Genomic DNA, 24966 nt, shown 5'->3' on the forward strand with positions numbered 1-24966 from the left:
TCAAATCCCTCTCTTCCAAGGCAGAATTCAAGCGTCTACAGCACGTATCGGCATCCAGCGTGCAAATTTGGGCGCTTTCCTTGAATCAAGAGAGAGGATTCCATGAAGAAACATGCGGTTGTTACAGGCATCACCGGACAAGACGGCGCTTATCTGGCCGAGTTGCTGCTTGCCAAGGGTTATGTTGTCTACGGGGCCTACCGGCGCACCAGTTCAGTGAACTTCTGGCGCATCGAAGAGCTTGGAATCCAGAACAACCCCGATCTTCACCTTATCGAGCATGACCTGACCGACCTCGGCAGCTCGATCACGCTGATCCGCGACGCAGCGCCGGACGAGGTCTACAACCTTGCGGCCCAGAGCTTCGTCGGCGTCAGCTTCAATCAGCCCATTGCCACCGCGCAGATCACCGGCCTGGGTACGCTGCATCTGCTGGAAGCCATCCGCCTGGTCAACCCGAAAATCCGCTTTTATCAAGCCTCGACATCCGAGATGTTCGGCAAGGTCCAAGCCATCCCGCAGACCGAGGACACGCCTTTCTATCCGCGCAGTCCCTATGGCGTTGCAAAGCTCTATGCCCACTGGATGACGATCAACTACCGCGAGAGCTATGACATCTTCGGCTGCAGCGGCATCCTCTTCAATCATGAAAGCCCACTGCGGGGCCGGGAGTTCGTCACCCGCAAGATCACCGACGGGGTTGCAAAGATCAAGCTCGGCAAGCTGGAGGTGCTGGAACTCGGCAATCTCGACGCCAAGCGCGACTGGGGCTTTGCGAAGGAATACGTCGAGGGCATGTGGCGCATGCTGCAGGCGGAAGAACCCGACACCTACGTGCTCGCAACGAATCGCACGGAGACCGTGCGCGATTTCACTGCCATGGCATTCAGGAGCGCCGGTATCGACGTCGAGTTCAGAGGCACCGGCGAAGCGGAGTTTGCGGTCGATGCGGCCACCGGCAAGACCGTGATGCGCATCAATCCAGCCTTCTATCGCCCGGCCGAAGTGGAGCTTCTGATCGGCAATCCTGCCAAGGCCAAGGCCAAGCTCGGATGGGAACCCGCCACCACGCTCGAACAGTTGTGCCAATTGATGGTGGAGGCAGACCTCCGGCGAAACGCCCAGGGTTTGTCGTTTTGAGGATATTGCTGACCGGTGCCGAAGGATTCACCGGCCAGGTATTTGCCAAGCGAGCCGTTGCGGCCGGTCACATCGTCAACGCACTTCAGTCCGATCTGACGCATCGCGACGCGCTGCACCAGGAAGTGCTGGCGCTTGCGCCCGAAGCCGTGGTGCACCTGGCAGCCATCAGCTTTGTGGGGCACGCCAACGAAGCAGCGTTCTATGCAGTCAATGTGGTCGGGACCACCCATCTGCTGGACGCACTGGTGCAACTGCCTGCCAGGCCTGCCCGCGTTCTCTTGGCCAGCAGCGCCAACGTCTACGGCAACACGGCCCGATCGCCCATTGCCGAGAGCCAGCCGCCGGCGCCGATCAACCACTATGGCATGAGCAAACTTGCCGTGGAGTTCATGGCAAGAACCTACAACGAGCAATTGAACCTCGTAGTCGCGCGTCCCTTCAACTACACCGGGCCTGGACAGGACGCTCATTTTCTGACTCCCAAACTCGCCGCGCACTTTGCCGCGCGTGCGCCGTCGATCGAGTTGGGCAATCTGGATGTCGAACGCGAGTTCAACGATGTGCAGATGGTCTGTGATGCTTACCTGTTGCTGCTCGCCCATGGAGAGCCGGGCGAAACCTACAACATCTGCTCCGGCCGGCCGTATGCGCTGCGCCGAATCATCGAGACTTTTGCACGGATGACCTCGCACAACCTGCGCATCGAGATCAATCCGGCCTTCGTCAGGGGGAATGAAGTGCACCGTCTGTGTGGCGACCCGCAGAAGCTGCATGCGCTCTTGTCCAGGCAAGGAGCCATCTTGAATGAACCCGCGCTGGAAGACACCCTCAAACGCATGTTGCTTGCCAAGCAAAGCTAGAGCTTGCTCGGCCTCGTGCGCACGCAAACGCCAGCAAAAGCAACCAGTCCGATGAAAACGCCGCACCAGAGGGTGACGCATCGGGTTGCGATCGCTATTGCGACCGCATCCGCCTTTTCCGCGCCCTGCGCCATCAGCTGAAAAACCAGTGATGCCTCCATGGTTCCGAGCCCTCCCGGAACCATGCTGGCGGCACCGAGCAGCGTGGCATTCACAAAGATCTCCAACGCTACCGCTGGCTGCAATGTCAGGCTCAATACCGTGCAAAGCACAGTGAACACAGCAGCCTGAATGCCATAGGCCAAGGCGGCGAGCAGGGTGAACAAGGTCACATTGCGAAGTGTCCATATCTGCGCCCATTGCGCCAACGCCTCGACGGCAAGCCGCCCGGGCGCGAAGCCCCATCTGCTTGCAAATGCCATTGCACTAGCAAACATCGAAGAGCTTCGTACGAGTCGGCAAAAGGCAAAGCTGCCTACTACGACAACGCCCATCATGACGCCCACAATGTTGAGCGAGCCTCTTGCAAGCAGGCCCGCGGCCGCCCCCAGCAGGCACACGCCGAGCACGTCCGACAAACGGTCTGCCACGAACGCGCCCAGACTCTTGGCAAGGGGTACCCCCATCGGCAGCAGAAACAAGGATCGGATGGTTTCACCCAGCTTGCCCGGCGAGGTGGTGAGCGCCAGGCCCGAAAGGTAGATCGCAAGGTTGGTCCCATGCGGCACGCGATGACCCAGGCACCGGAGTGCCATGTGCCATCGTCCGAACCGAATCACATAGGCCATACTGGCAACGATCGCCGCGCCGACCAGCAAGAGCCCGCTCAACCGCGCAAGTGCGCGGCTTACCTCTTCCCAGCCGCTCCAGATCATGCCGCCAATGCTCAAGGCGGCGCCCAGCAGCACGAACAGAACCAGCCAACGCAGCATTCGGTGCATGGGCCTGCCCTGCAGCGCCTTCGACTCCGCTACCGGTGTGTTCACGCCTTTTTGAAAGTCAGCATACGATGCCCGAAATAGCTGGTCGCCACGGGGATGAGAACCCCCGCGAGATGCGCGATGGCTTCGGCATGCGTCACAACGCCAAGGCTCGGCAGGATCCAGCGTGCAAGTACCAGGCTGATGATCAGGGTCTGTATCACCGCCAGAAGGTTGACCGCGACGAACTTGGCGACTTGCGGCCCCAATGCACCGCCCGCGGCGGAGAACACATGCTGGCGCATGAGAACGAAGGCGACGCTCATCCCCACCAGATACGCCAGCACGATCGCCGGCCCATAGCTCAGCCAGATGCTGAACAGAAAGCGCGACCCATAGTTCGCCGCGGCCGCAACGCCGCCGGCGATCAGGAACCGGATGAACTGGGAACTCAGCATGCGGGCATGCCCGTCCCGGCGGCGGCTGCAGTTGCCAGTTTCCGCCCGAAGCCGATGCTCTCCGAGATCCCGCGATCTTCGGGGTAGTAGTAGGACGTGTCCGCGACCCACAGCCCCTTCACCGGCAGCATCGCGGGTGGCAGGCGATCGAGATAGCCGGGATCGCAGATGGGCTGCGCATAACGATAGCGACTCGCCCGCATGTCAACGAAATCTTCAGGCGCAAGGTCTGGGTTGATCTTCATGCAGTACTTTCTGACCTTGGCCAGAAAGACCTCGTCGGCGTCCTTGAACTTGGGATGGTCGCCCGGCATGTAGAACGGCACATACAAGACATGCGGATCGAGCGGCCGAAGGTTGCTGTACTCCACCAAACCGGGAATGTCCATTTCCGGGTCATTGATGTTGAGCCAGAAGTTTTCAGTGAGTGGCTTGCGCAACTTTGCGATCACACAAACGACCGCGATGTTCTTGAGCGCGGCAAAAGCCTCGAGCGTCGATGCCGGCAGACCGGGGATCAGCTTCGGCACATAGGGCAAGGGAACAGTGCTGACGACCTTGTCGAAGGCTTCGAAGCCCACGGCGGTGCGAACACCTTTGATCTCTCCGTGTTCGATGACCACCTCGGAGGCCGGCGTCGATAAACGAATTTCCCCGCCTCGGGTTTCTATCGCAGACCTGAGCGCATCTAGCAAGGTCTGCGATCCGCCCTCCAGATAGCCCAGCTTCTCCTTGAACAGGCTGTAGCGCGAGCGTCCTATCCGGCGGATTCGGCTCCAGATCCATGCGGCCGACAGGTTCGAACTGTAGTCATAGAACTTGTAGTCGAAGAGGCGCCGCCAAAGCACCTCGTAGGCTTCCTTGCCGACCCAGCGCTTGATCCAGCCCGTCGCCTCCACATGATCGAGCGGCTTCCAGTCGTCTCGCTTTGTCGAGAGGAACGCGTGCAACCCGTAGCGAAACTTTGCGACCCATCCGAGGCCCTTGAACGTCAACAACGCCATCGGGTTGCCCCAAGGCTGCAACCGGTCTTGGTACCAGTAGCCCATCTTGGTAGCGACCCAGTTCATTTTTTCAGACAGTCCCAACTCTGCGAGAACCCGAAGAAAGGCGCTGTCTGAAATGCAGTGAAAATGGTAGTAGCGCTCGATCTGCAAGCCGCTGAAATCGAAGGCTGCCGTCATCCCGCCCACTCGGTCATCGGCTTCGAATATCACGGGCCTATGGCCATCCAGCACCAGCTGATAGGCAACCGCCAGTCCCATGGGACCAGCACCAAGTACGGCAATACGTTGTTGTGGTTGGGTCATGGCCTAGAAGTCCAGCACGACTTTGCTGTAGATCGGGTGATTGAAGGTTTCATTGATCGCTTCGGCGAAAGGCGTGCTGCGAACGCCAAACATTCCCGGCCAATCGATGACCTCGAACTCGTCCTTGGCAACCAAAGCCTGCAACTGCTGCGTCGTGAACGGCGGTTTTTTGTCGAATATTGCCCAAACCCACAGCAAGGCATAGAACAAGCCATAGGGAATCTTGACGATTCTTGCCTTGGCTTCGGTTGCACGCTTGATCTCGCGAATGATGTCGATGTAGTCGACCTTTTCGTGACCCGAGATGTTGAAGACGCCCTGCCTCACATTGTTTTCGATGCAGCTGATGATCACATTGCAGAAGTCGCCCACGTAGAGCGGTTGCCGCATGAAACGCCCATCACCCGGCACCGGAAATACAGGCAGCCTAGCCATGAAACGCGAAAGCCAACCAAGATGCTTGCGGTCGAACCAGCCGAACATCAGCGTGGGCCGAAGGACGGGACACTCGATACCGCTAGCCAAAACCAAGTTTTCCTGCTCCTTTTTTGACCTCGTGTAGAAATCGTCGGCTACCGACTCCACGACCGACGAACTGATGTGAATCAGCTGCGGGATCTCGTTCTTGCGCACTTCTTCAAGAATGATGCTTGTGGATGACACGTTGTTGTCCACGAACTCTTGGTAATGGATGCCGCCGATCTGGGCCTGCAGCATCACCACGACCGCGGCACCTTCGAAATGGCGTTGCCAGTTGCCGGGTTTGGACAGATCTGCAAGCTCGACCAGAACATCAGGCTGCACGCTCTTGAGCGTTGCCAGGATTCTCCTTGTGCTTGTCGATCACAACGATGTCCGAATAGCCCTTGGCACGCAATCGGGCGACAAGATTTTGGCCGACCAAGCCAGCGCCGCCAGGCAAAACAATCTTATTCATGGAAGTATCTCTCTGGGGGACGCAGGAAAAAATAGATTCGGCGGAATCATTGAAAACATGTGAATTCAAGGCGGAGCGCGCACTGCACTTTGCGACCCATTCATGCCCCACCTCATTACAAAAAATGCCGCAACCAATAGCAAAAATAAGGCAAATGCATCGTCAAATATCGGCATTGAAAAATAACCGAAACTCGGCAGCCCCTCTTCTTTTATCGGAAGAAAATAAAGAAAGACCGACACCATCAAATGGCAAAAAAGCAAGAGCCATGCAAACAGCGGCCACCATGCGAAGCAGAACAAGAAGCTTCCTGCCAATGCAAATGCAACCATCGCCAGGCTGCCTTGATGAATGACTGTTGAACCGGGTTCATACATCGCGAAAATCCAGACCGCCACAATCAGCATGCTCAGGCCCAGCAACCTTTTCGCCGCGATCATTTGCGCATTCGAAGCGTCTCGCCGCGCAAAAAGAAACAAGAAAGGAGCCCAGGCAAAGAAGCCTAGTGTTGCCATCAAATTATAAAACTGGCTGGCTCGCAGCCGCAAAACCTCGGGCACCGATATTTGAAGGACCAGCGTTTTGAATTGAAGCCAAGGCCACTCCCGAAGCACCCCGACCACCGCGCTGATTCCATCTAATTTTGCGCTGAAAAACCCCCGGAAAGTCATCCCGCGATAGGCATCTTTTAAAGCGGTCGCAAAAGAACGCCCATCTATATTCACGACACCGGCCAGATGCCACTTGAGCAACCGGTCACCAGGTGGATCGAAGTAATTCTGAAAAAGGCTCCAGGGCAGCAGCGTGGCGGCCCCAGCCAGGATCGCAGCAATCAAAAATCGGGCGGTCGGTATTTTCCATGCCATCAATGCGTAAATCACCAGCCCAGCAATTGCAAAAAAACTGCCGCCGTGGCTAAGGAGCGTCAAGGCTGCGCCACACCCCAGCAGCGCGCCAGTTCGTGCACCCGACAGCTGCGATCGATCACTGGAGAAAACAAATCCCGCGATCAAGCTCAGAAAAAAAACAGGCAGCAACTTCGGCCAAACAAAAATACCATGCACGAAGGCGAAGCCCGAAATCGCACAAGCGGCCATTGCACCAATGACCGCGCTGCGGCGCAATTTCATGGAGTTCAACAGGATCCAGAGCCCCGCCAACCAGAAGGATTGCAGAAGCGTCCCTTGAACCTGGTAACTCAATTCTTCATGCGGCCGGAACCACGGCAACTGGCCGATGCCCAGCGTCGAAAATAGAAAATAGCCGGACTGCAGCGGCGGGCGATCGCTGCCCAACCAGTCTCCGAACATCGGCGACGGATAGTTATTCGCCAGCACGTTTTTCGAGAATAAGAAGGGCAGCGCATTGTCCATTGGCAACGCATGACTGAATCGCGACCTAGCGACTTCCAGGGGCTGGTCGATAGCGCCGGATGGCGCAATGGCGACAATCAGCAGGACCGCGGTATAAGCTAGGCACAAACCGAACGGCGTCAAAAGCTCTTTGCAAATGCGGCGCTGGAGCGAGGTCAACCGAATGCTCGATCTCCATACCACCACCGCCGCCGAAATCAGCGCCGAGATCAGCAAGACGGGCGCGAACACCGGATCGAAGAACAGGCACCAAAACGACAGATATGCACAAATGCTACTGACGGCCCCCCCCCAAAGTGCCAAGAGTATCGGGTCGTCGACCCCGCGATGAAGCGCCTCCAGAACAGCAGCGATGAACGGCAATGCCAGGACCACGCCGTGCCATGCCAACATGGCAATAACGGTGTGGGTAACAGCCGAACTGCCCACGAACAGCCAACTGCCAACCAAGCCCAATACCGCCCATCCGAGAACAAGCGCGCGTGCGCCCGGTACAGGCACTACCCGAGCTGCGCTCACAAGGCGAGCTCCTGATGCGAAGCGCCCAGAGACTTTTCACGACCTGGTCTCAACCAGCCCAGGAACAGCAGCCCAAGTGCGGCCGCTCCAATTCCGAGGAACGCACCGTAGTGGCTAAGCACGGCCGACACCCATGGATCGAATCGGCCAGCAGGTACTGGTTGACTCACCGCCAGCCATGCCATCGGACTCTGGTCGACAAGACGAATGGTAAACGGCTGGTCGGGATGAACGGAGATATAGCGTTCGACCCATGTTTCGCGTGGATCTTTTGCAAAACGAAGACGCCTCGTTTTGCCGCCCTGAATGATGTCGATGCGCCCTGCCGTCGCCGGATAGCCCGCAACCTTCAGCATGAAGACGGCCCCTGTTCGCACCGGTGCCATGGACGGGTCGTATCTCATGAAAGTCTCACCCATTCCAATATCTGCCTTGGCGCCGAAGCTGCCCCAGAAATCGCAATGGCACGGCGGCACGCTGGGGTATGCGCCACCGCGCTCAAAGGCCGCCTCGACGGGTGGAAGTGCAACGGGCTGCAAAGGCGCTTGAAGATTTTTTGGAAGAATGTTGCGGATGTCGGGAGAATCCAGCAGTCCTGCCAAACGGCCGGCATCCGGATAAGGCAGCTTCAGAAAAGGCAGGGCGCGAAATTTGACGCCATCTTTGTCGGCGAGGTAGTTTTTTACGTTGGACTCCTGCACAGAGGACGTATCGCGCTTTTCCGCCAAGGCTGCCGAGAGCCCTCGACCCGCGGTGTCTGCAAGGGCACTTACCGTTGCCAGTAGCCACAGGCCCCCTCCGACCACTGCAACGCCCCGAAGCCATCGCTGCGACGTCGTGCAGATCGCGACAAGCGCCGCTAAGTTGACGAGCACACCCATCGCATGCAGATCGAGGTAGCGCGATGAGAGCGCATCATTCGAGCGTCCATAAGCGACGGCAGCAGCCTGCCCACCGAGCCAGACTGCAAGAGCGACGAGAAACCACACGGGGTTGCTGCGCAAAGGCCGCTTCCAGATCACGCAACACACGAGCACGGCTGCCGGGAGATTTCTCACCATTACGAGCAGCCACTCCTTCAGTAATGGCCATTCGCTGGCTGCCTTGACGGCTTCGGGAGAAATTTGAAGTGGCCACGCAAGGACCACACTCAGCGCCTCGAAAAAGTGCCTTGCGTCCACCGCCTTGAGTTGCGCATGGGGCGCAACGACGGGCGTCGCGGAGGCGCCCGCCAGAAAGAGGACAAGGAGCAATACAGCGCCGGCCAGTTCACGCTTGTCTCTCGATATGAGGACGAAGCGCCCCAGCAAAATCAGAGATGCCGCCGCGAGCGCAAACACGCCCGAAGCCAGCGAGAAATAGGCCGTGATGGCGCTTAAAACGCCAAGCCACCACCAACGGCTCAATGCCTGCGCAGTGACGAGCCACCAGATCGACAAGACACTGAACAGCAAAACAAAATAGAACTGCGCCTGAAACCCCGCCAAGGTGTTCTCCCAGCCGAACGGGATACCGAACAGAAGCAAACCCAAGAGGAGCAGCGCGGGAAGCGACGACTTGTTCGCTGCCTTGCTCATCAACCAGACGGCCGTGCCAAGCGCAAGGACATGCAGAACGGCATTGACCACCATCTCAAGCAAAGGGCTCCACAAGCCGTTGACTGCCAGCAGCAACAGGCCGAGAACTCGCGTGGTGAAGATGCGATGCTCGTTATGGGGAGAAAACAACTCAAGCCACGACAGTTCACCGCGCAGAAACGGTTGATACAACCGCGCGGCTTCGGCATCCCATTGGTCCCAGAATGGCACTTCGTTTCCATACGAATGAATAAGCCATAGCTTCAGGCCCAGCAAGATCGCCCCAAACGCAATGAACTGGAGCAGCAGCGTGAACCGCCCTGGATCCGAGCGCACATCGTCGTTCCTCATCACGCGCCCTACAGGCTCAAGCGCTTGAATATCGCCGTCGGCAAGAACCGGATGATCCGCATGATCCAGGTCCAGAACCACGGTGTGTAGAGAACATTGCAACGGGCATCAACAGCCCTCTGGATGTCGGCCGCTACGCGATCAGGCGTTGCGGTCAAGGCCGCCGGCAAATCGAGCTCGGCGGTCATCGGCGTGGCGACGAATCCGGGCTTGATCGTCAGCACATGCACGCCTTTCTTGAAGAGTTGCGCGCGCAAGCCCGAGGCGAGGGCGTCCACCGCTGCCTTTGCAGCACCGTAGACGTAATTGCTCCCCCGGCCACGATCGCCCGCGACCGATCCGATGACGGCCAGCACGCCATTGCCTTGAGCCTCGAAATGCCCTGCCAGCGCGAGCATGCAAGCCACGGCACTTTCTCCATTGGTGCGGAACTGCTCCAGTGCGTAGGCCAGATCGCGCTGGGCACGAGGCTGATCCGGCAAGGTGCCATGCGCGATTAGCGCAAGGTCGACGGTTCCCAGCGCGCTCCAGGCGAAGCCAGCGATTTCGGGCAATGACGCGGTGTCGTGCCCCTCCCAGAGCCTCGTCTGGACACCCTTCGCGCCGCGCGCGATCAGGTCGGCGGCAATGACATCCAGCTTCGCCTGACTGCGCGCCACCAGCACGAAATTGCTGCCCTGCTCTGCGTAGCGACGGGCGACCGCTTCGGCGATGCCGGAACTGGCCCCGATGATAAGTACGTTTTTTTTGCTCATGATCCAACCATTCAAGAAGTCACACGCCGCCAGAACCTCGACATGAGCAATGGATCGCGCAGCGACTCCAACCGGGCCCATGCGGGATATGCCGACTGGAAATGATGGGCACTCATGTGCGCATCCTTCGCCGGATAAAGTCGCCCTCCCGCTTCGTGCACCAGTGCATCGAGTCGAGCGAACAACCGCGTATTGAGTGCGTCGCGTTGGGCGAAGTCCAGCGCCAGCGAAACACCTGCCTTTGGAAACGACAGCAAGCCCGGGGATTTGATGTCCGCGCATTGCTTGAGTACCGCGAGAAACGATCCCGCGCCATTGATCGAAGTCTCCCGAAGAATGGCTGCAACCGCGTCGCGTCCGGATTCGGGAGGAATCACGCACTGGTACTGCTGGAACCCAGCCTTGCCGTACATCCGATTCCACAGCAGCAACTTGTCCAACGGGTAGAAAAAGGGGTCGTAGCTGACCCGGGTTTCCACAACCTTGCGCACTTGACGCTGGTAGTACAGCGCATTGAACGCCTTCAATGTCAGCGTGTTGACCAGGGAAAACGGCGGGTCGACCGGCATGCGCTTCGCGTGGCCGTCCGCTACTTTCAGTTCGCCTGCAGCCGAATGATTTCCGCCGATGTAGTGACCGCGACCGGCGCTCTTTCCGCCGGCCAGGCAGTCGACCCATGACACGGTGTATTCGTATTTGGAATCCTGCTGCGAAGACAGGGCAAAGAACTCGTCGAGATCGCCGAACTTGATGCAGGTCTGCTCGATGTCGCTGGAGCGCACCGCGCGAAGTTGAAGCTCCACCGCGAGAATGATTCCGGTCAGGCCCAGACCACCGACCGTGGCATTGAAAAGTTCTTCATTCTCTGCGGGAGAGCAGTCGCAAACGCCCTTATCGGAGCGATGGAGGACGATCCGGCGCACATGCCGCCCGAAAGTTCCCATCACATGATGGTTCTTGCCATGCACATCGTTTGCCACGGCCCCACCCAAGGTCACGAACTTCGTTCCGGGCGTGACCGGCAGGAACCAGCCATTAGGCAAGGCGATGCGAATCAGTCCGTCCAACGTCACCCCGGCTTGTACCGTAACCACGCCCGTCTGCCAGTCTGCGGCAATCACACGGTCCATTCCAGCCAATGCGATCACATGGTCGGACTGCGCGAGGCACGAATCGCCATAGCTGCGTCCGCATCCATAGCCCAGCGTCGATGCCACCCCTGCGCCCTGTATGCGCGAGAAGGCATTGCCGATCTCGAAGGGCCATCCGACAGAATGAGGGGTCTGGGGATGGTGGGGATAGCGCCCCCATGAGCCGAGCGTCGGCATCAGAACGCCGAAATCCCAAAAATCGCGATGAAGCAGACGCAGACCCAGCGGCTCATGCGGTCTCTCAATGCAAACACGATGGGGTCATCGTGCATTTCTCCGCGATGGGCAATGATCCACACACGGCTTAACCAAAAAAGCAGTAGCGGACAGGCCGCCCATAGCCACTGCGGATGACGGTACAGCGCATGCGCTTGCGGATCGTTGATATAGAGCGCCAGCACAAGCACGGACATGTATCCAGCCGAGCCACCCAGCGAAGCCAGCAATTCGAAGTCCGATGCCAGATAGCCACGGCCCGGGGCCTTCTCTTGTCCCCTTCGTTCTCGAACCTCGTATAACTCGGTGTAGCGCTTGACCAAGGCTAGGCTGAGAAAAATGAACATGCAGAACGCCAGGATCCAGAAGGTCGGTTTCATCGACATGGCTGCGGTGCCCGCCACGACCCGCGTTGTGTAGAGCATCGCCAGCACGACCACGTCGATCATCACCGCCCGCTTGAGCACCAACGAGTAGGCCAAGGTCAGCACGTAGTAGCCTAGCAGTACCAGCGAGAACTTGAACGGCAACCAAATCAGCGCGGCGGCGAAGGAGATAAAGAGCAGCGCCGGGATCCAGAGCATGGCGTGGAACAGCGGAAACGTTCCGGCCGCCAAGGGCCGGTTGCGCTTGGTCCGATGCTGCCGGTCGTCCTGCAGATCGAGCATGTCATTCAGCAGATAGACGCTGGACGCACAGGCTCCGAAGCACAGAAATGCAAGCACCCCGCTTGCCACGAGGTGAAGGTCCGCGAATTTGTGAGCAGCGAGCAAGGGCACGAACACCAGAAGATTCTTTGCCCACTGGTGCAGCCTGAAAGCCTTACGCAAACCCTTTGCATAGCTCAACTGGTCGTCGAACCCCTGCCCCATGCGGCCCACGCGACGAGCGCGCGCAAGAACACCGCGTTCTGGGTTGACGACATGCGCCAAAGAGGCGGAGTGCCAGACGCGGATATCTGCAGACGAATTGCCCACGTACTCGAAGCCGCGCTCGCCATAGCGCGCCACCAGCGCGTCGCGCTTGTGCACACCGGCCAGATTCAAATTTTGCGTCCCGAGTACATCGTCGAATATCGCAAGATGGCTCGCTATTTCCTGGGCCAGGCGCACGTCGGACGCTGTTGCCAACACAATAGTCGCACCCCCTGCGCGTTGCTCGACAAGCCAATTGATCAACGGCCGATTGTAGGGCAACGTCTCGACATTGGGATTGACGGCTTCCGCGATTTTTCTCTTGAAATGGGCCTTGCCTTTGAACAACCAGCCGATCAATTCAAAGACGCGCAGGGGATTGATGCGCCAAAATAGAAAGAGGCTTTCAATGAGCATGTCCGAGCGAATCAGCGTGCCATCGAGATCGACAGCAATTACGCGCCGCGGGACGCTCGGCACCTCGGCGTTGGATTTTTCGCCCGAGTTCATTGGAGATGGGCAGTCGAAAGCAATTCCAGCCGCGGTGGCCAAGCATAGGAAAAATCATCCGCAAGCAACGTCAAATTGGGGTTGTAAGCAGGATCTGCATTGAGCAACGATCCCCAACGAGCGAGCATGAAATTTACTTCACGACTGAAGCGCTCCTGCTTCTCAGGAGTGGAGTCAATTCCGCGTGTCGCAGATTCATGATGAAAAAGCTCGGCATACGGCGTCCATACGTTCCGGTACCCCGCCTCACGCAATCTCAGGCAGAAATCGACATCGTTAAATGCGACCTTCAAATTTTCTTCGTCAAGACCATTTACCGCGAGATAGCGATCTTTTTTGATAACAAGGCAAGCCGCGGTCACCGCCGAGAACGACTGAATCAAATGCGCACGTCCGAAATATCCATTGTCCCCTTCGGAATTTCCCTTGTGCGCATGACTTGCAACACCACCAACACCTAGGATCACTCCCGCGTGCTGGATAGTCTTGTCGGGATACCACAGCTTCGCGCCAACTGCACCCACGCCCGGCTGCATTGCAAGCGAAACCATTTCGGACAGCCACTCCGGAGAAATGACCTCGATATCGTTATTGATCAGCCCCACGACTTCACCCTTTGCATGGGCGACCGCCATGTTGTTCAGCGCAGAGTAGTTGAATTCGCGGTCATCCCGGATCACCCTGACCAACTCCAAGTCCTTGAAAGATTTGAAATAAGCCAAAGTGGCCGGGTCATCTGATCCGTTATCGACAATGATAATCTCGTAATTATCGTATGTCGTTCGCACCAGAATACTGTCCACGCACTGGCGAAGAAGCTCAAGGCCGTTACGCGTTGGAATGATCAACGAGACCAGAGGCGGATTCGGTGGCAATGCGTACCGGACCCGATACCCGGTTCCGAAGTATTCGGCTTTTCCGTTCAAACCTTGGCGCTCAAGGTGCTCATTGAGTGCCCTTTCGCCCGCAATAGCTGCATAAGGCTTTGCATCCGGCGACCGCGCCGTGCTGTTGTCGTGAATTCTCCAATGATAAAGGACACGCGGCACGTGCAGTATTTGCGACGGCAATACGCGCTCCGTGCAACGCAACACCAGATCCCAGTCCTGGGAGCCCTGCATGCCCGGTTGAAATCCACCGACATTTCTCACCAGATCGGTTCGCAAAACCCCGAGGTGAGAAAACATATTTTGTGAATAGAAAAGATCAATATTCCAGTCACATTTGAAATATGGCCCCGAGCGCACGCCATTTTCATCGATCTTGTCTTCATCCGAATAAATAAGCTGCGCATCAGGATTGCGGTTGATGCAGTCTGCAATCCAGAAAAGCGCATGTTCGGCAATCAGATCATCGTGATCCATTAATGCCACCCATTCGCCGGAAACGAGTTCCAGCGCGCTGTTGGAGGCTTCGACGATATGGCCATTTTTAGGTCGAAAAACAACCTTTATTCGAGAATCACGAGCCGCATATTCAGCCAAGACCTCACGTGTCTCGGCAGAAGGCGATGCGTCATCCGCAATGCAAAGCTCCCAGTGCGGGTAAATCTGCCGGCGCACGGATTCGATCGCCTCTCGCAACCAGACCGACTTTGCGTTGTAGGTCGGCATGACAACTGAAATGAGCGGGGTCCTTTTCATGCCCCCGATTCTTCGACGCATTTCCGCTTGCGCATGCTCCTCCATGGGATCAGGGTCATAGAGTTTCAGCCAATCACCGTAGGTATTTGGAGACGCTTCGGGCGCCATCCCTCCTTTCACGAAAGTTGGCGCAGCCAATCGAGCCTCGAACAGCCCGGCTGAACGACGCAGTCCGCCCAAGCCGGATTCGCGAAGTATTTCCACGATTTTCTTGAAGGCCGAAATGGGATCTCCGGCTTTTCTAACCGCCGGCAGAACAATCCTCAGTGTTCGCAATACCCGTCTTGCCTGTTTCCCACCCCATCGTAACGGCGCAGTGACACGCCAACTATGCGATGCGCGCATCTCCTGAATTTGCCGTTGACATCCGTCGAACGCGCCCGGCAGGTCTTTAAGCTTCAGTCCGTTGGAATCAGCGAATGCCGCGATGATTTCGTGCTGCTGCTTCAACCGACTGAATTCACGCTCCGTGGTTCGCAACAGCGCGCCGGTTTTCGCCATTCTTGAACCGCTCTCAAGAAGGGTAGAGCGCAGAAAAGCCAGCTTGGCCGATTCCTTCGACAATTGAGACTCGAGCACCGCGAGTCTGGCAGACTTGGATTCCAATTCATCTTCCGGCAACTCCATCCGCGTGGACCATGCATTGCCAACTTCGTTAATGACCGGTTGACGTGCATTGTGAAGCGTGCGATGTCCGCCGACAATCGATTCATCCGTTCCTGCGATAAAACGTGGCCCCAGTTCATTTTGGGCTGGCGAGGCCTTGCGAATTACGCAAAGTGAATTGACGAATTCGACCGAATGAATGTGCGAAAGCAGGTTTTCATCGATATCGAAGTTATATTTTCGCATGAAGCTCGCAAGGACGTCCTTGCGCAGAGAGGGCACCCCCCAATGCTCATGACTGATGATATCTGCCAGCCGTTTGAAAAAAGCAATGCTCGAAGCCGGATGAAAAAGGCCGCCTTCGAAATTCTCCCAATAACTGCAATGCAAGTCTTCCGCGACGAAGAGGCCGCCATCGACCAAGCGAGGAAAATAGCGTGCGAACGACCGAACGATATCCCCCGAGGTGTGGGATCCGTCGTCGACGATCAGGTCGAATTCAGGGCTTATCGCAGCAATCCTGCCTTCGACAGCGTCAGTATTGGCATCGCCGACTATGACGGATATACGAGGGTCCGCATAAGTGAGCCTCGCACAATCGGGATTGATATCACATCCAACGATTTTTAGTGCTTGCGGAAAGAATTCACTCCAGATTTCCAGCGATCCGCCGTTTTGAATTCCAATTTCCAGAAATCGAATCGACTGGTTTCTGTATGAAGAAAAAAACCGGTCGTATTCAGTGAGATAAATCGACCACTTGTCGGACACCTTGCCCTGATGCTGCTGATACAGCTCCCGCAGCGTTTTTTTAAACATTTATTACCTAGCGCCTATTTTCAGCGGCCGTCATCCACCAATGAGTCAAACGGTCGATCAGTCAATCGAACAGTTCGGCCGCAGCCAACTCCGCCCCACCCGCATCCTTGGCTGACAATTTCAACTCGGTGCCCACACCCGGCCAATCGATGGCCAACTGGGCGTCGTTCCATTTGATACTCCGCTCGAACGCCGGCGCGTAATAGTCAGTGGTCTTGTAAAGAAAGTCTGCGGTCTCGCTGAGCACCAGAAAACCGTGCGCAAAGCCGGGGGGAACCCACAACTGTTTGTGGTTGTCTTCACGGAGCTCCGCCCCCACCCATTTCCCAAACGTCGGCGACGACTTGCGAATGTCCACCGCCACGTCGAACACGGCACCACGTACCACGCGCACCAGCTTGCCCTGGGGCTGCTGGATCTGATAGTGCAGGCCCCGCAGCACGCCCTTGGCCGAGCGCGAATGGTTGTCCTGAACGAACTCGACATGCCGGCCAACGGCCTCGTCGAACGCCTTGCCGTTGAAGCTTTCGTAGAAGAAGCCGCGCGCATCGCCGAAGACCTTCGGCTCGATGATCAGCACCTCGGGAATGGCGGTCGGCGTGGCCTTCACGAGCGCACCTCCTCGGCCAGCAGATGGTTCAGGTACTTGCCGTAGCCGTTCTTTTGCAGCGGCACGGCAAGCCTTGCCAATTGCTCGCGATCGATGAATCCATTGCGCCACGCAATCTCTTCAGGACAGGCAATCTTGAGCCCTTGCCGATGCTCCAGGGTCTGGATGAACTGCGCGGCCTCCAGCAGGCTCTCATGCGTGCCCGTGTCCAGCCAGGCGTATCCGCGCTGCATGATCTGCACATTGAGCTGGCCGAGGTCCAGGTAAGCCTGATTGACTGCGGTAATCTCGAGTTCGCCGCGCGCACTGGGCTTCACGGCCTTGGCAATCTCGACCACTTGGTTGTCGTAGAAGTACAGGCCCGTCACTGCATAACTGCTCTTGGGTGCGACCGGCTTCTCTTCGATGCTGCTTGCTTTGCCATTGGCGTCGAAGGCCACCACGCCGTAGCGCTCGGGGTCGTGCACGTGATAGGCGAACACAGTAGCGCCCGACTGCTCGGCATTGGCACCGCTCAACAGGTGCGCGAAGTCGTGGCCATAGAAGATGTTGTCACCCAGCACCAGCGCGCTCGGCGAATTGCCCAGGAACTCGTCGCCGATGATGAAGGCCTGCGCCAAGCCATCGGGACTGGGCTGCACCGCGTACTGCAGGTTGATGCCCCACTGGCTGCCATCGCCCAGCAGCTGCTGGAAGCGCGGCGTGTCCTGCGGCGTGCTGATGATCAGGATGTCGCGCATGCCGCCGAGCATCAGGGTGCTGAGCGGGTAATAGATCATCGGCTTGTCGTACACCGGCAGCAGTTGCTTGCTGAGTGCGAGCGTGGCGGGGTGTAGCCGGGTGCCGGAGCCGCCGGCCAGGATGATGCCCTTGCGTTGCGTGGTCTTCGTGGTCATTGTGTTGTGTTCTCCGCTTCTTGCTTGCTTGCGTGCTTGCTTCGCTGGCGCTGCTGTCTGTCAAAGGGTCTCGCGCAGCATGCGGGCCACGCCCTGCTGCCAGTGCGGCAGCACCAGGCCGAAAGTGGTCTGGAGCTTGCGCGTGTCCAGGCGCGAGTTGGCGGGGCGTGTCGCTGGCGTGGGGAAGGCGCTGGTGGGCACGGCATCGACTTCCGCGGGCCCGGCCTTGAGCTCGACGCCAGCCGCCTTGGCCTGCTCGAGCACGAAGCGCGCATAGCCGCACCAGGTGGTCTCGCCACCGGCCACGGCGTGATAGATCCCTGCCTTGGCCGGGTCCTGCAGCGTGGCGCGAATGGCGTGCGCCGTGATGTCGGCCAGCAGTTCGGCGCCGGTGGGCGCGCCGTGCTGGTCGTCGATGACGGTCAGGCGATCGCGCTCCTTGGCGATGCGCAGCATGGTCTTGGCAAAGTTGGCGCCGCGCGCGGCGTAGACCCAGCTGGTGCGAAGGATCAGGTGCTTGGCGCAGTGCTGGGCCACCAGCTGCTCGCCTTCGAGCTTGGTGCGGCCGTACACGCTGAGCGGGCCAGTGGCGTCGTCTTCTTTCCAGGGCTTGCTGCCGCTGCCGTCGAACACGTAGTCGGTGGAGTAGTGCACCATGAGCGCGCCGATCTGCTGCGCGGCTTCGGCCACCACGCCGGGCGAGGTGGCGTTGAGCTTGCGGGCGAACTCGGGCTCGCTCTCGGCCTTGTCGACGGCGGTGTGGGCCGCGGCATTGACGATGACGTCGGGGCGCACTTTCAGCACGGTTTCGGCCAGTTGCTCGGGGCGGCTGAAGTCGGCGTTCAGATCGGTGCTGTCGAAATCGAGCGCGACCAGTTCACCCAGCGGTGCGAGGCTGCGCTGCAGCTCCCAGCCGACCTGGCCGCCCTTGCCCAGCAGCAGCAGCTTCATGCTGCGGCCTTGGCCGCGGGGGCGGCGTCGTATTGCTTCTCGACCCATTCGCGGTAGGCGCCACTTTGCACGTTGCGCACCCATTCGCCGTTGGCAAGGTACCACTCGACGGTCTTGCGAATGCCGCTGTCGAAGGTTTCGGCGGGCTTCCAGCCAAGTTCGCGTTCGAGCTTGCGCGCATCGATGGCGTAGCGCCGGTCGTGGCCAGGGCGATCGGTGACGTAGCTGATCTGCTCTTTGTAGGGCTGGCCGTCGGCCTTGGGACGCAGCTCGTCGAGCAATGCGCAGACGGTGTGGACGATCTCGATGTTGGGCTTCTCGTTCCAGCCGCCGACGTTGTAGGTTTCGCCGAGCTGGCCGGCCTCGAGCACGCGGCGGATGGCGCTGCAGTGGTCCTTCACGTAGAGCCAGTCGCGCACCTGCATGCCGTCGCCATACACGGGCAGCGGCTTGCCGGCCAGCGCGTTGACGATCATCAGCGGGATGAGCTTCTCGGGGAAGTGGAAGGGCCCGTAGTTGTTGGAGCAGTTGGTGGTGACGACGGGCAGGCCGTAGGTGTGGTGCCAGGCGCGCACGAGGTGGTCGCTGGCGGCCTTGCTGGCCGAGTAGGGGCTGTTGGGCTCGTACTTGTTGTCTTCGGTGAAGGCGGGGTCGGTCTTGGAGAGCGAGCCGTAGACCTCGTCGGTGGACACGTGCAGGAAGCGGAAGGCGGCCTTGGGCCCGGCCGGCAGCGCGCTCCAGTGGCCGCGCACGGATTCGAGCAGGCGGAAGGTGCCGAGCACGTTGGTCTGCACGAAGTCTTCGGGGCCGTGGATGGAACGGTCCACGTGCGATTCCGCGGCAAAGTTCACGATGGCGCGCGGCTTGTGCTCGGCCAAGAGGCGGTCGACCAGGGCGCTGTCGCCGATGTCGCCCTGCACGAAGATGTGCCGCGGGTCGCCTTTGAGAGACGCGAGCGTCTCGAGGTTGCCGGCGTAGGTCAGTTTGTCGAGATTCACGACAGGCTCATCGCTTTGCGCCAGCCAGTCGAGTACGAAGTTGGCGCCAATGAAGCCCGCGCCGCCGGTTACCAGGATCATGAGTCTCCCCGAAGTTTCGAATCGATGACAATTATCCCATTGGTCCGAATTGTCAAAATTCATGGTTGGCGGCTTTGCGGTCCCCGCCTACAATCGTTTCACTGCAGGAGAGCGAGTAGTACTTATTGCTACTCCACCGAAGGCGCAAACTCCCATAAACGCTCAGGTCGGCCGAACGGAATCCTTGAAGTTCTTTCAAAGAGTTTCGTGGCATGTACTGCATCAACTGATACGCCGTCTGGAGAGCCATCACCTCGCGTGATGCACCGAAGGAGCAAACCCGTTGCAAGGCGCAACAGGTGAATCTCTCAGGTACCAAGGACAGGGGGAGCGGCAACTTGGACGGCGGTCGTCCGGTTGCTTGCTATTGAATCAGTAGCACATCAACTCCGTCGTTCAAGCGCCAATCTTCAAAAGGTACTTGAAATGCGCGTGATCGTTCTTGGCGCCGGCCTGCTCGGCGTGACTTCGGCTTACTACCTCCAGCGACTCGGCCACGAGGTGACTGTGATCGACCGGCAGGCCACGCCAGCCGCCGAAACCAGCTTTGCCAACGGCGGGCAGATCTCGGTCAGCCATGCCGAACCCTGGGCCAACCCGAGCGCGCCGCTCAAGGTGCTGCAATGGCTGGGCAAGGAAGACGCCCCGCTGCTCTTTCGCATTCGCGCCGACATACGGCAATGGCTCTGGGGTTTGCAGTTTCTGCGCGAATGCACGCCGGCGCGCACCCGGCACAACATCGAGCAGATCGTGCGCCTGGGCACCTACAGCCGCGACGTGCTGCAGCAGTTGCGCCGCGACACCGGCCTGGATTACGACCAGCGCACCCAGGGCATCCTGCATTTCTATACGACGCAGAAAGAGTTCGACGGCGCGCTGAAGCCGGCCGAACAGATGCGCGCATTGGGCTGCGAGCGCCAGGTGATCTCGGCCGACGAGGCCGTGAAGATCGAGCCCGCCCTCGCACACATCCGCCCCAAGCTGGCCGGCGCCACCTACACGGCAGAGGACGAGTCCGGCGACGCGAACCTTTTTGCGCGCGAGCTGGCCAGGCGCGCGGCCGCAGCCGGCGTGAAGTTCCTCATGAGCCACACGGTGACCGCGCTGCGCGAGGCCGGCGACAGCATCGACCACGTCGAAGCCACCGACAGCGAAGGCCGCTTCCAGCGCATCCGGGGCGATGCCTTCGTGCTTGCGATGGGTTCGCTGAGCCCGCTCTACGCCGCGCCGCTGGGCATCCGGCTGCCAATCTATCCGGCCAAGGGCTATTCGGTGACGCTGCCGGTGAAGGACGCCTCCAGGGCGCACCAGGTTTCGCTGACCGACGACGAGTTCAAGCTCGTGTTCTCGCGCTACACCTCGGCTTCTGGCGACCGCCTGCGCATTGCCGGCACGGCCGAGCTCAACGGCTACGACCGCGACCTGAACCGCGTGCGCTGCGAGGCGATCGTGCGGCGCGTCGAAGAGCTTTTCCCAAGTGCCGGCGACACCACGCAGGCCCAGTTCTGGACCGGCCTGCGCCCCGCGACGCCGAGCAACGTGCCGCTGATCGGCAAGACGAAACTGCCGAACCTCTATCTGAACACCGGCCACGGCACGCTCGGCTGGACGCATGCCTGCGGCTCGGGCAAGTCGATCGCGCGCATCGTGAGCGGGCTCGCGCCCGAGGTGGACTTTGCGTTCACCGGCATGCCTGCGCCGGTGGCGCGCGTGCTGCAGCCGGCCTGAACGCCGGCAGGCAGGGCGAGGCTCAGTCCTTGCTGGTGAACACCGTCAGCACCCCGGTGTAGCCATACAGGTGATGGCGGGCGATCTCGCCCGCGGCGAAGAAGCCGACCAGCGGCACGTCGCCCAGCGCATGCCGAACGATCTGCAGTTCGGCGCCCGGCGCGCCGAAATGCGGTCCGCCGCGTCCCGAGCAGCTCACGTACACGGCGCCCGCGATGCGGCGCGCCGGATGCGGCGCCGCCTCGGCCTCCCCTGCCGCGACAGCGCGCGCGGTGGCCAGCGTCTGCTCCTCGGGCTCGAGTTCTTCGCGGATCTCCGCGCAGATGCGCATCAGGTCGGCGCGCGCGGCCTGCGCATTGCGGCGGCAGAAGGTCAGGCGCATGCCGGGCTCCGCCACGTCGGCAATCGCGATGCCGCGGCGCGTGGGGTCCAGGCCGATGATGTGGCGCACCAGCACGTCGGCCCCCAGGTCGCCGGTGCGGCGGATGCCGTCGCTGCCGGCGGCTGCCAGCCCCACCAGCGTGGCGCGCACGGCATCGATGGCTTCCTGCGGACGCTCGAGCGACACCTGCAGGTCGGCCAGCAGCACGTCGAGCGCGGGCTCGCCGTCGAGCTTGAGCAGCAGGTTGCCGTCGGCTTCGGTGATCTCGCGCTCGCGCCCCGCGCCCGAGCGCAGCGGCTGGCAGCCCTGCGTGACGCGCGAGACCAGCCGCACGCCCTCGCCGAACACCACGCCCGACAGGCCGCCCGAGAACACGCCGCCCGCGGCGCCATGCCCGCGGATGTTGCCGTTGCCGCCCACCGCGAACTGCAGCGCGCCCGCACGGCCCGACGAGAGTCCGCCGAAGAGGTAGCCGGTGTTGGTGCGGCCCGCCATCTCGCCGATGAGTTCGGTCAGGTCGGGGGTGGCGGGGTCTGCGTGCACGAGCGCCGTGTGGGCCTCGAAGCCGCTCATTTCCGAATTGCCCAGCGGCGCCACGCCGGAGAACACGCGGTATTGGTCGCTCGGCAGCGCGCAGAGCATCAGGCTCAGGCCGGGCTCGTCGAAATATTCGGCGTTGTTGGCCGAGACGCCGATGCCGACCGTGCCGGACCAGTCGGTGACCTCGGGCAGTTCGGCGCTCAGGTGGTCGAGGATGTCCTGCGCGTCCGACGCGTAGTGGTCGGTGATGTAGAGCAGCCCGAGCGTCGGCGATGGCGCGTAGTCGGGCAGCGCCATCTGCGCGCGCAACTGGGCCAGCACGAGGCCGGCTGCCATGCGCCATTGCGGGTGGGTGGCGTGGCCGGAAGGAAACAGCTTCATGATGCGTGCCAACCCGTTCTCTTCAATCTAGGAATGTGTGTATGACGTCAGCGACGGCCGGTCGTTCGCTTGCGCGCGGCGGCCGATGTCTTCTTTGCGGCAGCGGGCGCTGCCGCCTTCCTGGCTGCGGGTTTCGAAGCCGCGGGAGCAGCCGCCGCCGGCTTGCCCATGGCCTTGTCCACCGCGTCGGCCAATGGCTGGGCCATGGCCGGCACCTTGAGCTGGGCCGCATCCTGCAGCGCCGAACTCGCGATCTGCTGGAACTGCTCGGTCAGCGAGCCCCACCACTGCATCGGATCGATCACTCCGGCGCCGCCGCCATTGCCGCCCGAAGCGGCCGTGGCCGAAGCCGGCTTGCTGCGCGCCTTCTTTGCCGGGGCTTCCTCGGGCTCGGCTTCCGGTTCGGCCGGCGCAGCGGCTGCCGGTGCGGGAGCCGCTGCAGCAGCAGCAGGCGCCACGGCGGCCGCCTGCTTGGTGAACGCGCTGGCGATATCTTCCATCCGCACGTTCATGCCGCGCAAGGTCGAAAGTGTCATCTTTTGCACTTCGAGCGCCTGGATGGTGGCCTTGAGCGCGTGGCCGTTCTGCTCGAGCCAATACTGGACCGTCTTGAGCTCCTGGATGCGCTTGTCGACCTCTTCCACGCTCAGGGTGGGGGCCACCCAGCTCGCGAGGCTCGGTAATCCGGGCACCGCGCCGCCCGCCGGGCCGCCGGCGGCACCACCGGCAAGGTTCTTCAGGAAATCGAATCCGGGGACGAATTGACTGAAGTCGAAGGGTTGGCTGGCATTGCTCATGCGGAGGTCTCCGGGTTGGGTTTTCTTGTAATGCCAGCTTACTCCAAGGGATTGCGGTTTTGGGCCCGCAAGCCCTCCCGCCGGCCCCTCAGAGTTCCGCGCGCACCTTGCTGAACACCTTCCAGAACGCTGCCTCCTGGGAGGTCGCGAAATTGATCCGCATCATGGTGCTCGGCGGCCGCCGCGCATGGAACAGCGAGCCCGGCGCGAGCAGGTAGCCCTGGTCGAGCATGCGCTGGGTGAGCGCGTCGGTGTCGACGCCGGTGTCGACCCAGCCGAACAGGCCCGCCGGCTCCGACGCGAAGGTGCAGCCGTGCGCCATCGCGAGCTTCACCGCGCGGCCGCGCGCGCCGTCGAGCCGGATGCGCACGCGCTCGGCATGCCGCCGCAACTGGCCCTGGTCGATGCACCACGACAGCGCCCGCTCGAACAGCGCGGGCGTGGTGAGCGTGGCCAGCAGCTTGGTCTCGAGCAGCCGCTCCTTCAGTTCGGGCGAGGCAGCCAGGAAGCCGATGCGCCAGTTGGGCGCCAGGATCTTCGCGAAGCCGCTGACGTAGATGGTGCGCTGCAGCCCGTCGAGCGCGCTGAGCCGCGTGGCGTGCTCGGGCGCGAGATGGCTGTAGGTGTCGTCCTCGACGATGTGGAAGTCGTGCTCGTTGGCCAGCTTCAGCACGCGGTGCGCGCTGCCGGGCGTGAGGCTGTAGCCGGTCGGGTTGTGCAGCACGCTCACGCTCACGAAGAGCTTGGGGCTGTGCAGCGCGCAATACTGCGCCATCACCTCCAGGTCGGGCCCGTCGGCGCGGCGCGGCACCGGCAGGATGCGCATGCCCAGCGCCTCGAGCCGCGCGAACTCCAGCGCCCAGCCGGGCTCCTCGACCATCACCGGATCGCCCGCGCGCAGCAGCGTGCGGCTCACGATGTCGAGCGCGTGCGTGGCGCCCACCGTGGTCACGATCTGGTCGGGCGCGGCGGGCACGTTGATGCCCACGAGCTTGTTCGACAGGCTGCGGCGCAGCGCGGCGTCGCCAGAGGGTTCGCCGTACTGGAGCGACAGCTCCTGCAGCGCCGCTGTACTGGTCATGCGGCGCACGGCCGTCGGCATGAAGGTGGACGACATCCATTCGGGCGGAAACACCCCCATGCCCGGCTGCGGCTTGTCGCTGGGCCGGTGAAACATGCTGCGGATGAGCGAGCTTGCATCGGCCGGCACGCGCGAGGCCATCATCTGGGCGACCATGGGCGCCGCATTGGGCGGGCGCCCGTCCTGCGCCGGCGCCGAGTCGCGCACGTAGAACCCGCGCTGGCGGCGCGCCTCGACCAGGCCCTGCGCCAGCAATTGGTCGTAGGCGGCCACCACGGTGTAGGGGCTCACGCCCTGCTGGCGCGCGCATTCGCGCACCGAGGGCAGGCGCGCACCGGGCGGCAGCAGCCGGGTGCGGATGCGTTCTGCCAGCCGGTCGGCCAACTGCCCCGTGAGCGACTGGGTGGAGGTTCGTGTCAGCATCTGTGCAGGCTGTGTCGAAAGAAAGACCAATACAGA

At 60.7% G+C, this 24966-nt stretch carries 19 protein-coding genes, 1 pseudogene and 2 riboswitches; of the genes and pseudogenes, 3 read left to right on the forward strand and 17 right to left on the reverse strand.

Annotated elements, in window-relative coordinates; translation table 11 throughout:
* Positions 1-102: 102 nt before the first annotated feature.
* Together gmd and QFZ47_RS09355 are read left to right on the forward strand one after the other, a co-directional pair.
* Complete coding sequence (gene gmd, locus QFZ47_RS09350; RefSeq protein ID WP_307655378.1) at positions 103-1140, forward strand: GDP-mannose 4,6-dehydratase; 1038 nt, start codon at positions 103-105, stop codon at positions 1138-1140.
* Entirely contained in the window at positions 1137-2003 is an 867-nt protein-coding gene (locus tag QFZ47_RS09355; RefSeq protein ID WP_307655379.1) for a GDP-mannose 4,6-dehydratase, read from the forward strand. Before gmd ends, QFZ47_RS09355 begins: the two co-directional genes overlap by 4 nt.
* Here QFZ47_RS09355 and QFZ47_RS09360 read toward each other — a convergent pair.
* The 14 genes and pseudogenes from QFZ47_RS09360 to rfbB all read right to left on the reverse strand — a co-directional run bounded on the left by QFZ47_RS09360 (position 2000) and on the right by rfbB (position 19598).
* Positions 2000-2944: a lysylphosphatidylglycerol synthase transmembrane domain-containing protein gene (locus tag QFZ47_RS09360; RefSeq protein ID WP_307655380.1), complete on the reverse strand. Its 945-nt coding sequence runs from the start codon at positions 2942-2944 to the stop codon at positions 2000-2002. The genes QFZ47_RS09355 and QFZ47_RS09360 overlap by 4 nt on opposite strands.
* A gap of 41 nt (positions 2945-2985) precedes the next feature.
* The gene (locus QFZ47_RS09365) at positions 2986-3381 is read right to left on the reverse strand and encodes a GtrA family protein (RefSeq protein ID WP_307655381.1); all 396 of its coding nucleotides are present in this window, start codon (positions 3379-3381) and stop codon (positions 2986-2988) included.
* Positions 3375-4691, reverse strand: a complete 1317-nt coding sequence (locus tag QFZ47_RS09370) for an NAD(P)/FAD-dependent oxidoreductase (protein ID WP_307655382.1) — start codon at positions 4689-4691, stop codon at positions 3375-3377. The genes QFZ47_RS09365 and QFZ47_RS09370 overlap by 7 nt, the downstream gene beginning before the upstream one ends.
* Positions 4692-4694: 3 nt before the next feature.
* Positions 4695-5628, reverse strand: a pseudogene (locus QFZ47_RS09375) (NAD-dependent epimerase/dehydratase family protein).
* Between the two features lie 65 nt (positions 5629-5693).
* Positions 5694-7520 carry a hypothetical protein gene (locus QFZ47_RS09380; RefSeq protein WP_307655383.1) on the reverse strand — a complete coding sequence of 609 codons (1827 nt, stop codon included), beginning with the start codon at positions 7518-7520 and terminating at the stop codon, positions 5694-5696.
* Positions 7517-9529, reverse strand: a complete 2013-nt coding sequence (locus QFZ47_RS09385; protein WP_307655384.1) for a hypothetical protein — start codon at positions 9527-9529, stop codon at positions 7517-7519. Before QFZ47_RS09385 ends, QFZ47_RS09380 begins: the two co-directional genes overlap by 4 nt.
* Complete coding sequence (locus QFZ47_RS09390; RefSeq protein ID WP_307655385.1) at positions 9457-10203, reverse strand: SDR family oxidoreductase; 747 nt, start codon at positions 10201-10203, stop codon at positions 9457-9459. Before QFZ47_RS09390 ends, QFZ47_RS09385 begins: the two co-directional genes overlap by 73 nt.
* Positions 10204-10214: 11 nt before the next feature.
* Complete coding sequence (locus QFZ47_RS09395; RefSeq protein WP_307655386.1) at positions 10215-11531, reverse strand: FAD-binding oxidoreductase; 1317 nt, start codon at positions 11529-11531, stop codon at positions 10215-10217.
* Complete coding sequence (locus QFZ47_RS09400) at positions 11531-12994, reverse strand: UbiA family prenyltransferase (RefSeq protein ID WP_307655387.1); 1464 nt, start codon at positions 12992-12994, stop codon at positions 11531-11533. The genes QFZ47_RS09395 and QFZ47_RS09400 overlap by 1 nt, the downstream gene beginning before the upstream one ends.
* Positions 12991-14682, reverse strand: coding sequence for a glycosyltransferase family 2 protein (locus QFZ47_RS09405; RefSeq protein WP_307658913.1), 1692 nt, complete (start codon positions 14680-14682; stop codon positions 12991-12993). Before QFZ47_RS09405 ends, QFZ47_RS09400 begins: the two co-directional genes overlap by 4 nt.
* A gap of 1441 nt (positions 14683-16123) precedes the next feature.
* Positions 16124-16672: a dTDP-4-dehydrorhamnose 3,5-epimerase gene (rfbC, locus tag QFZ47_RS09410; protein ID WP_307655388.1), complete on the reverse strand. Its 549-nt coding sequence runs from the start codon at positions 16670-16672 to the stop codon at positions 16124-16126.
* Entirely contained in the window at positions 16669-17568 is a 900-nt protein-coding gene (rfbA, locus tag QFZ47_RS09415; protein ID WP_307655389.1) for a glucose-1-phosphate thymidylyltransferase RfbA, read from the reverse strand. The genes rfbC and rfbA overlap by 4 nt, the downstream gene beginning before the upstream one ends.
* Positions 17569-17628: 60 nt before the next feature.
* The gene (gene rfbD, locus QFZ47_RS09420) at positions 17629-18519 is read right to left on the reverse strand and encodes a dTDP-4-dehydrorhamnose reductase (protein ID WP_307655390.1); all 891 of its coding nucleotides are present in this window, start codon (positions 18517-18519) and stop codon (positions 17629-17631) included.
* On the reverse strand, positions 18516-19598 hold the full coding sequence (gene rfbB, locus QFZ47_RS09425) for a dTDP-glucose 4,6-dehydratase (protein ID WP_307655391.1): 1083 nt from the start codon (positions 19596-19598) through the stop codon (positions 18516-18518). Before rfbB ends, rfbD begins: the two co-directional genes overlap by 4 nt.
* A gap of 94 nt (positions 19599-19692) precedes the next feature.
* A riboswitch (glycine riboswitch) is annotated at positions 19693-19787 on the forward strand.
* Between the two features lie 39 nt (positions 19788-19826).
* Positions 19827-19933, forward strand: a riboswitch (glycine riboswitch).
* 91 nt (positions 19934-20024) lie between these two features.
* Between rfbB and QFZ47_RS09430 the strand changes: the two genes are divergently transcribed.
* Positions 20025-21326 (forward strand): D-amino acid dehydrogenase, encoded by a 1302-nt coding sequence (locus tag QFZ47_RS09430; RefSeq protein WP_307655392.1) that lies wholly within the window; start codon positions 20025-20027, stop codon positions 21324-21326.
* A gap of 22 nt (positions 21327-21348) precedes the next feature.
* Here the strand turns inward: QFZ47_RS09430 and QFZ47_RS09435 are convergent, their stop codons facing one another.
* From QFZ47_RS09435 to QFZ47_RS09445, 3 genes are all read right to left on the reverse strand, one after another.
* Positions 21349-22629 (reverse strand): FIST signal transduction protein, encoded by a 1281-nt coding sequence (locus tag QFZ47_RS09435; RefSeq protein WP_307655393.1) that lies wholly within the window; start codon positions 22627-22629, stop codon positions 21349-21351.
* 47 nt (positions 22630-22676) lie between these two features.
* Positions 22677-23426: a PhaM family polyhydroxyalkanoate granule multifunctional regulatory protein gene (locus tag QFZ47_RS09440; RefSeq protein WP_307655394.1), complete on the reverse strand. Its 750-nt coding sequence runs from the start codon at positions 23424-23426 to the stop codon at positions 22677-22679.
* Positions 23427-23514: 88 nt separating this feature from the next.
* The gene (locus QFZ47_RS09445) at positions 23515-24930 is read right to left on the reverse strand and encodes an aminotransferase-like domain-containing protein (RefSeq protein ID WP_307655395.1); all 1416 of its coding nucleotides are present in this window, start codon (positions 24928-24930) and stop codon (positions 23515-23517) included.
* Positions 24931-24966: the final 36 nt, after the last annotated feature.

It is taken from the genome of Variovorax paradoxus, assembly GCF_030815975.1.
Lineage (GTDB): Bacteria > Pseudomonadota > Gammaproteobacteria > Burkholderiales > Burkholderiaceae_C > Variovorax > Variovorax paradoxus_N.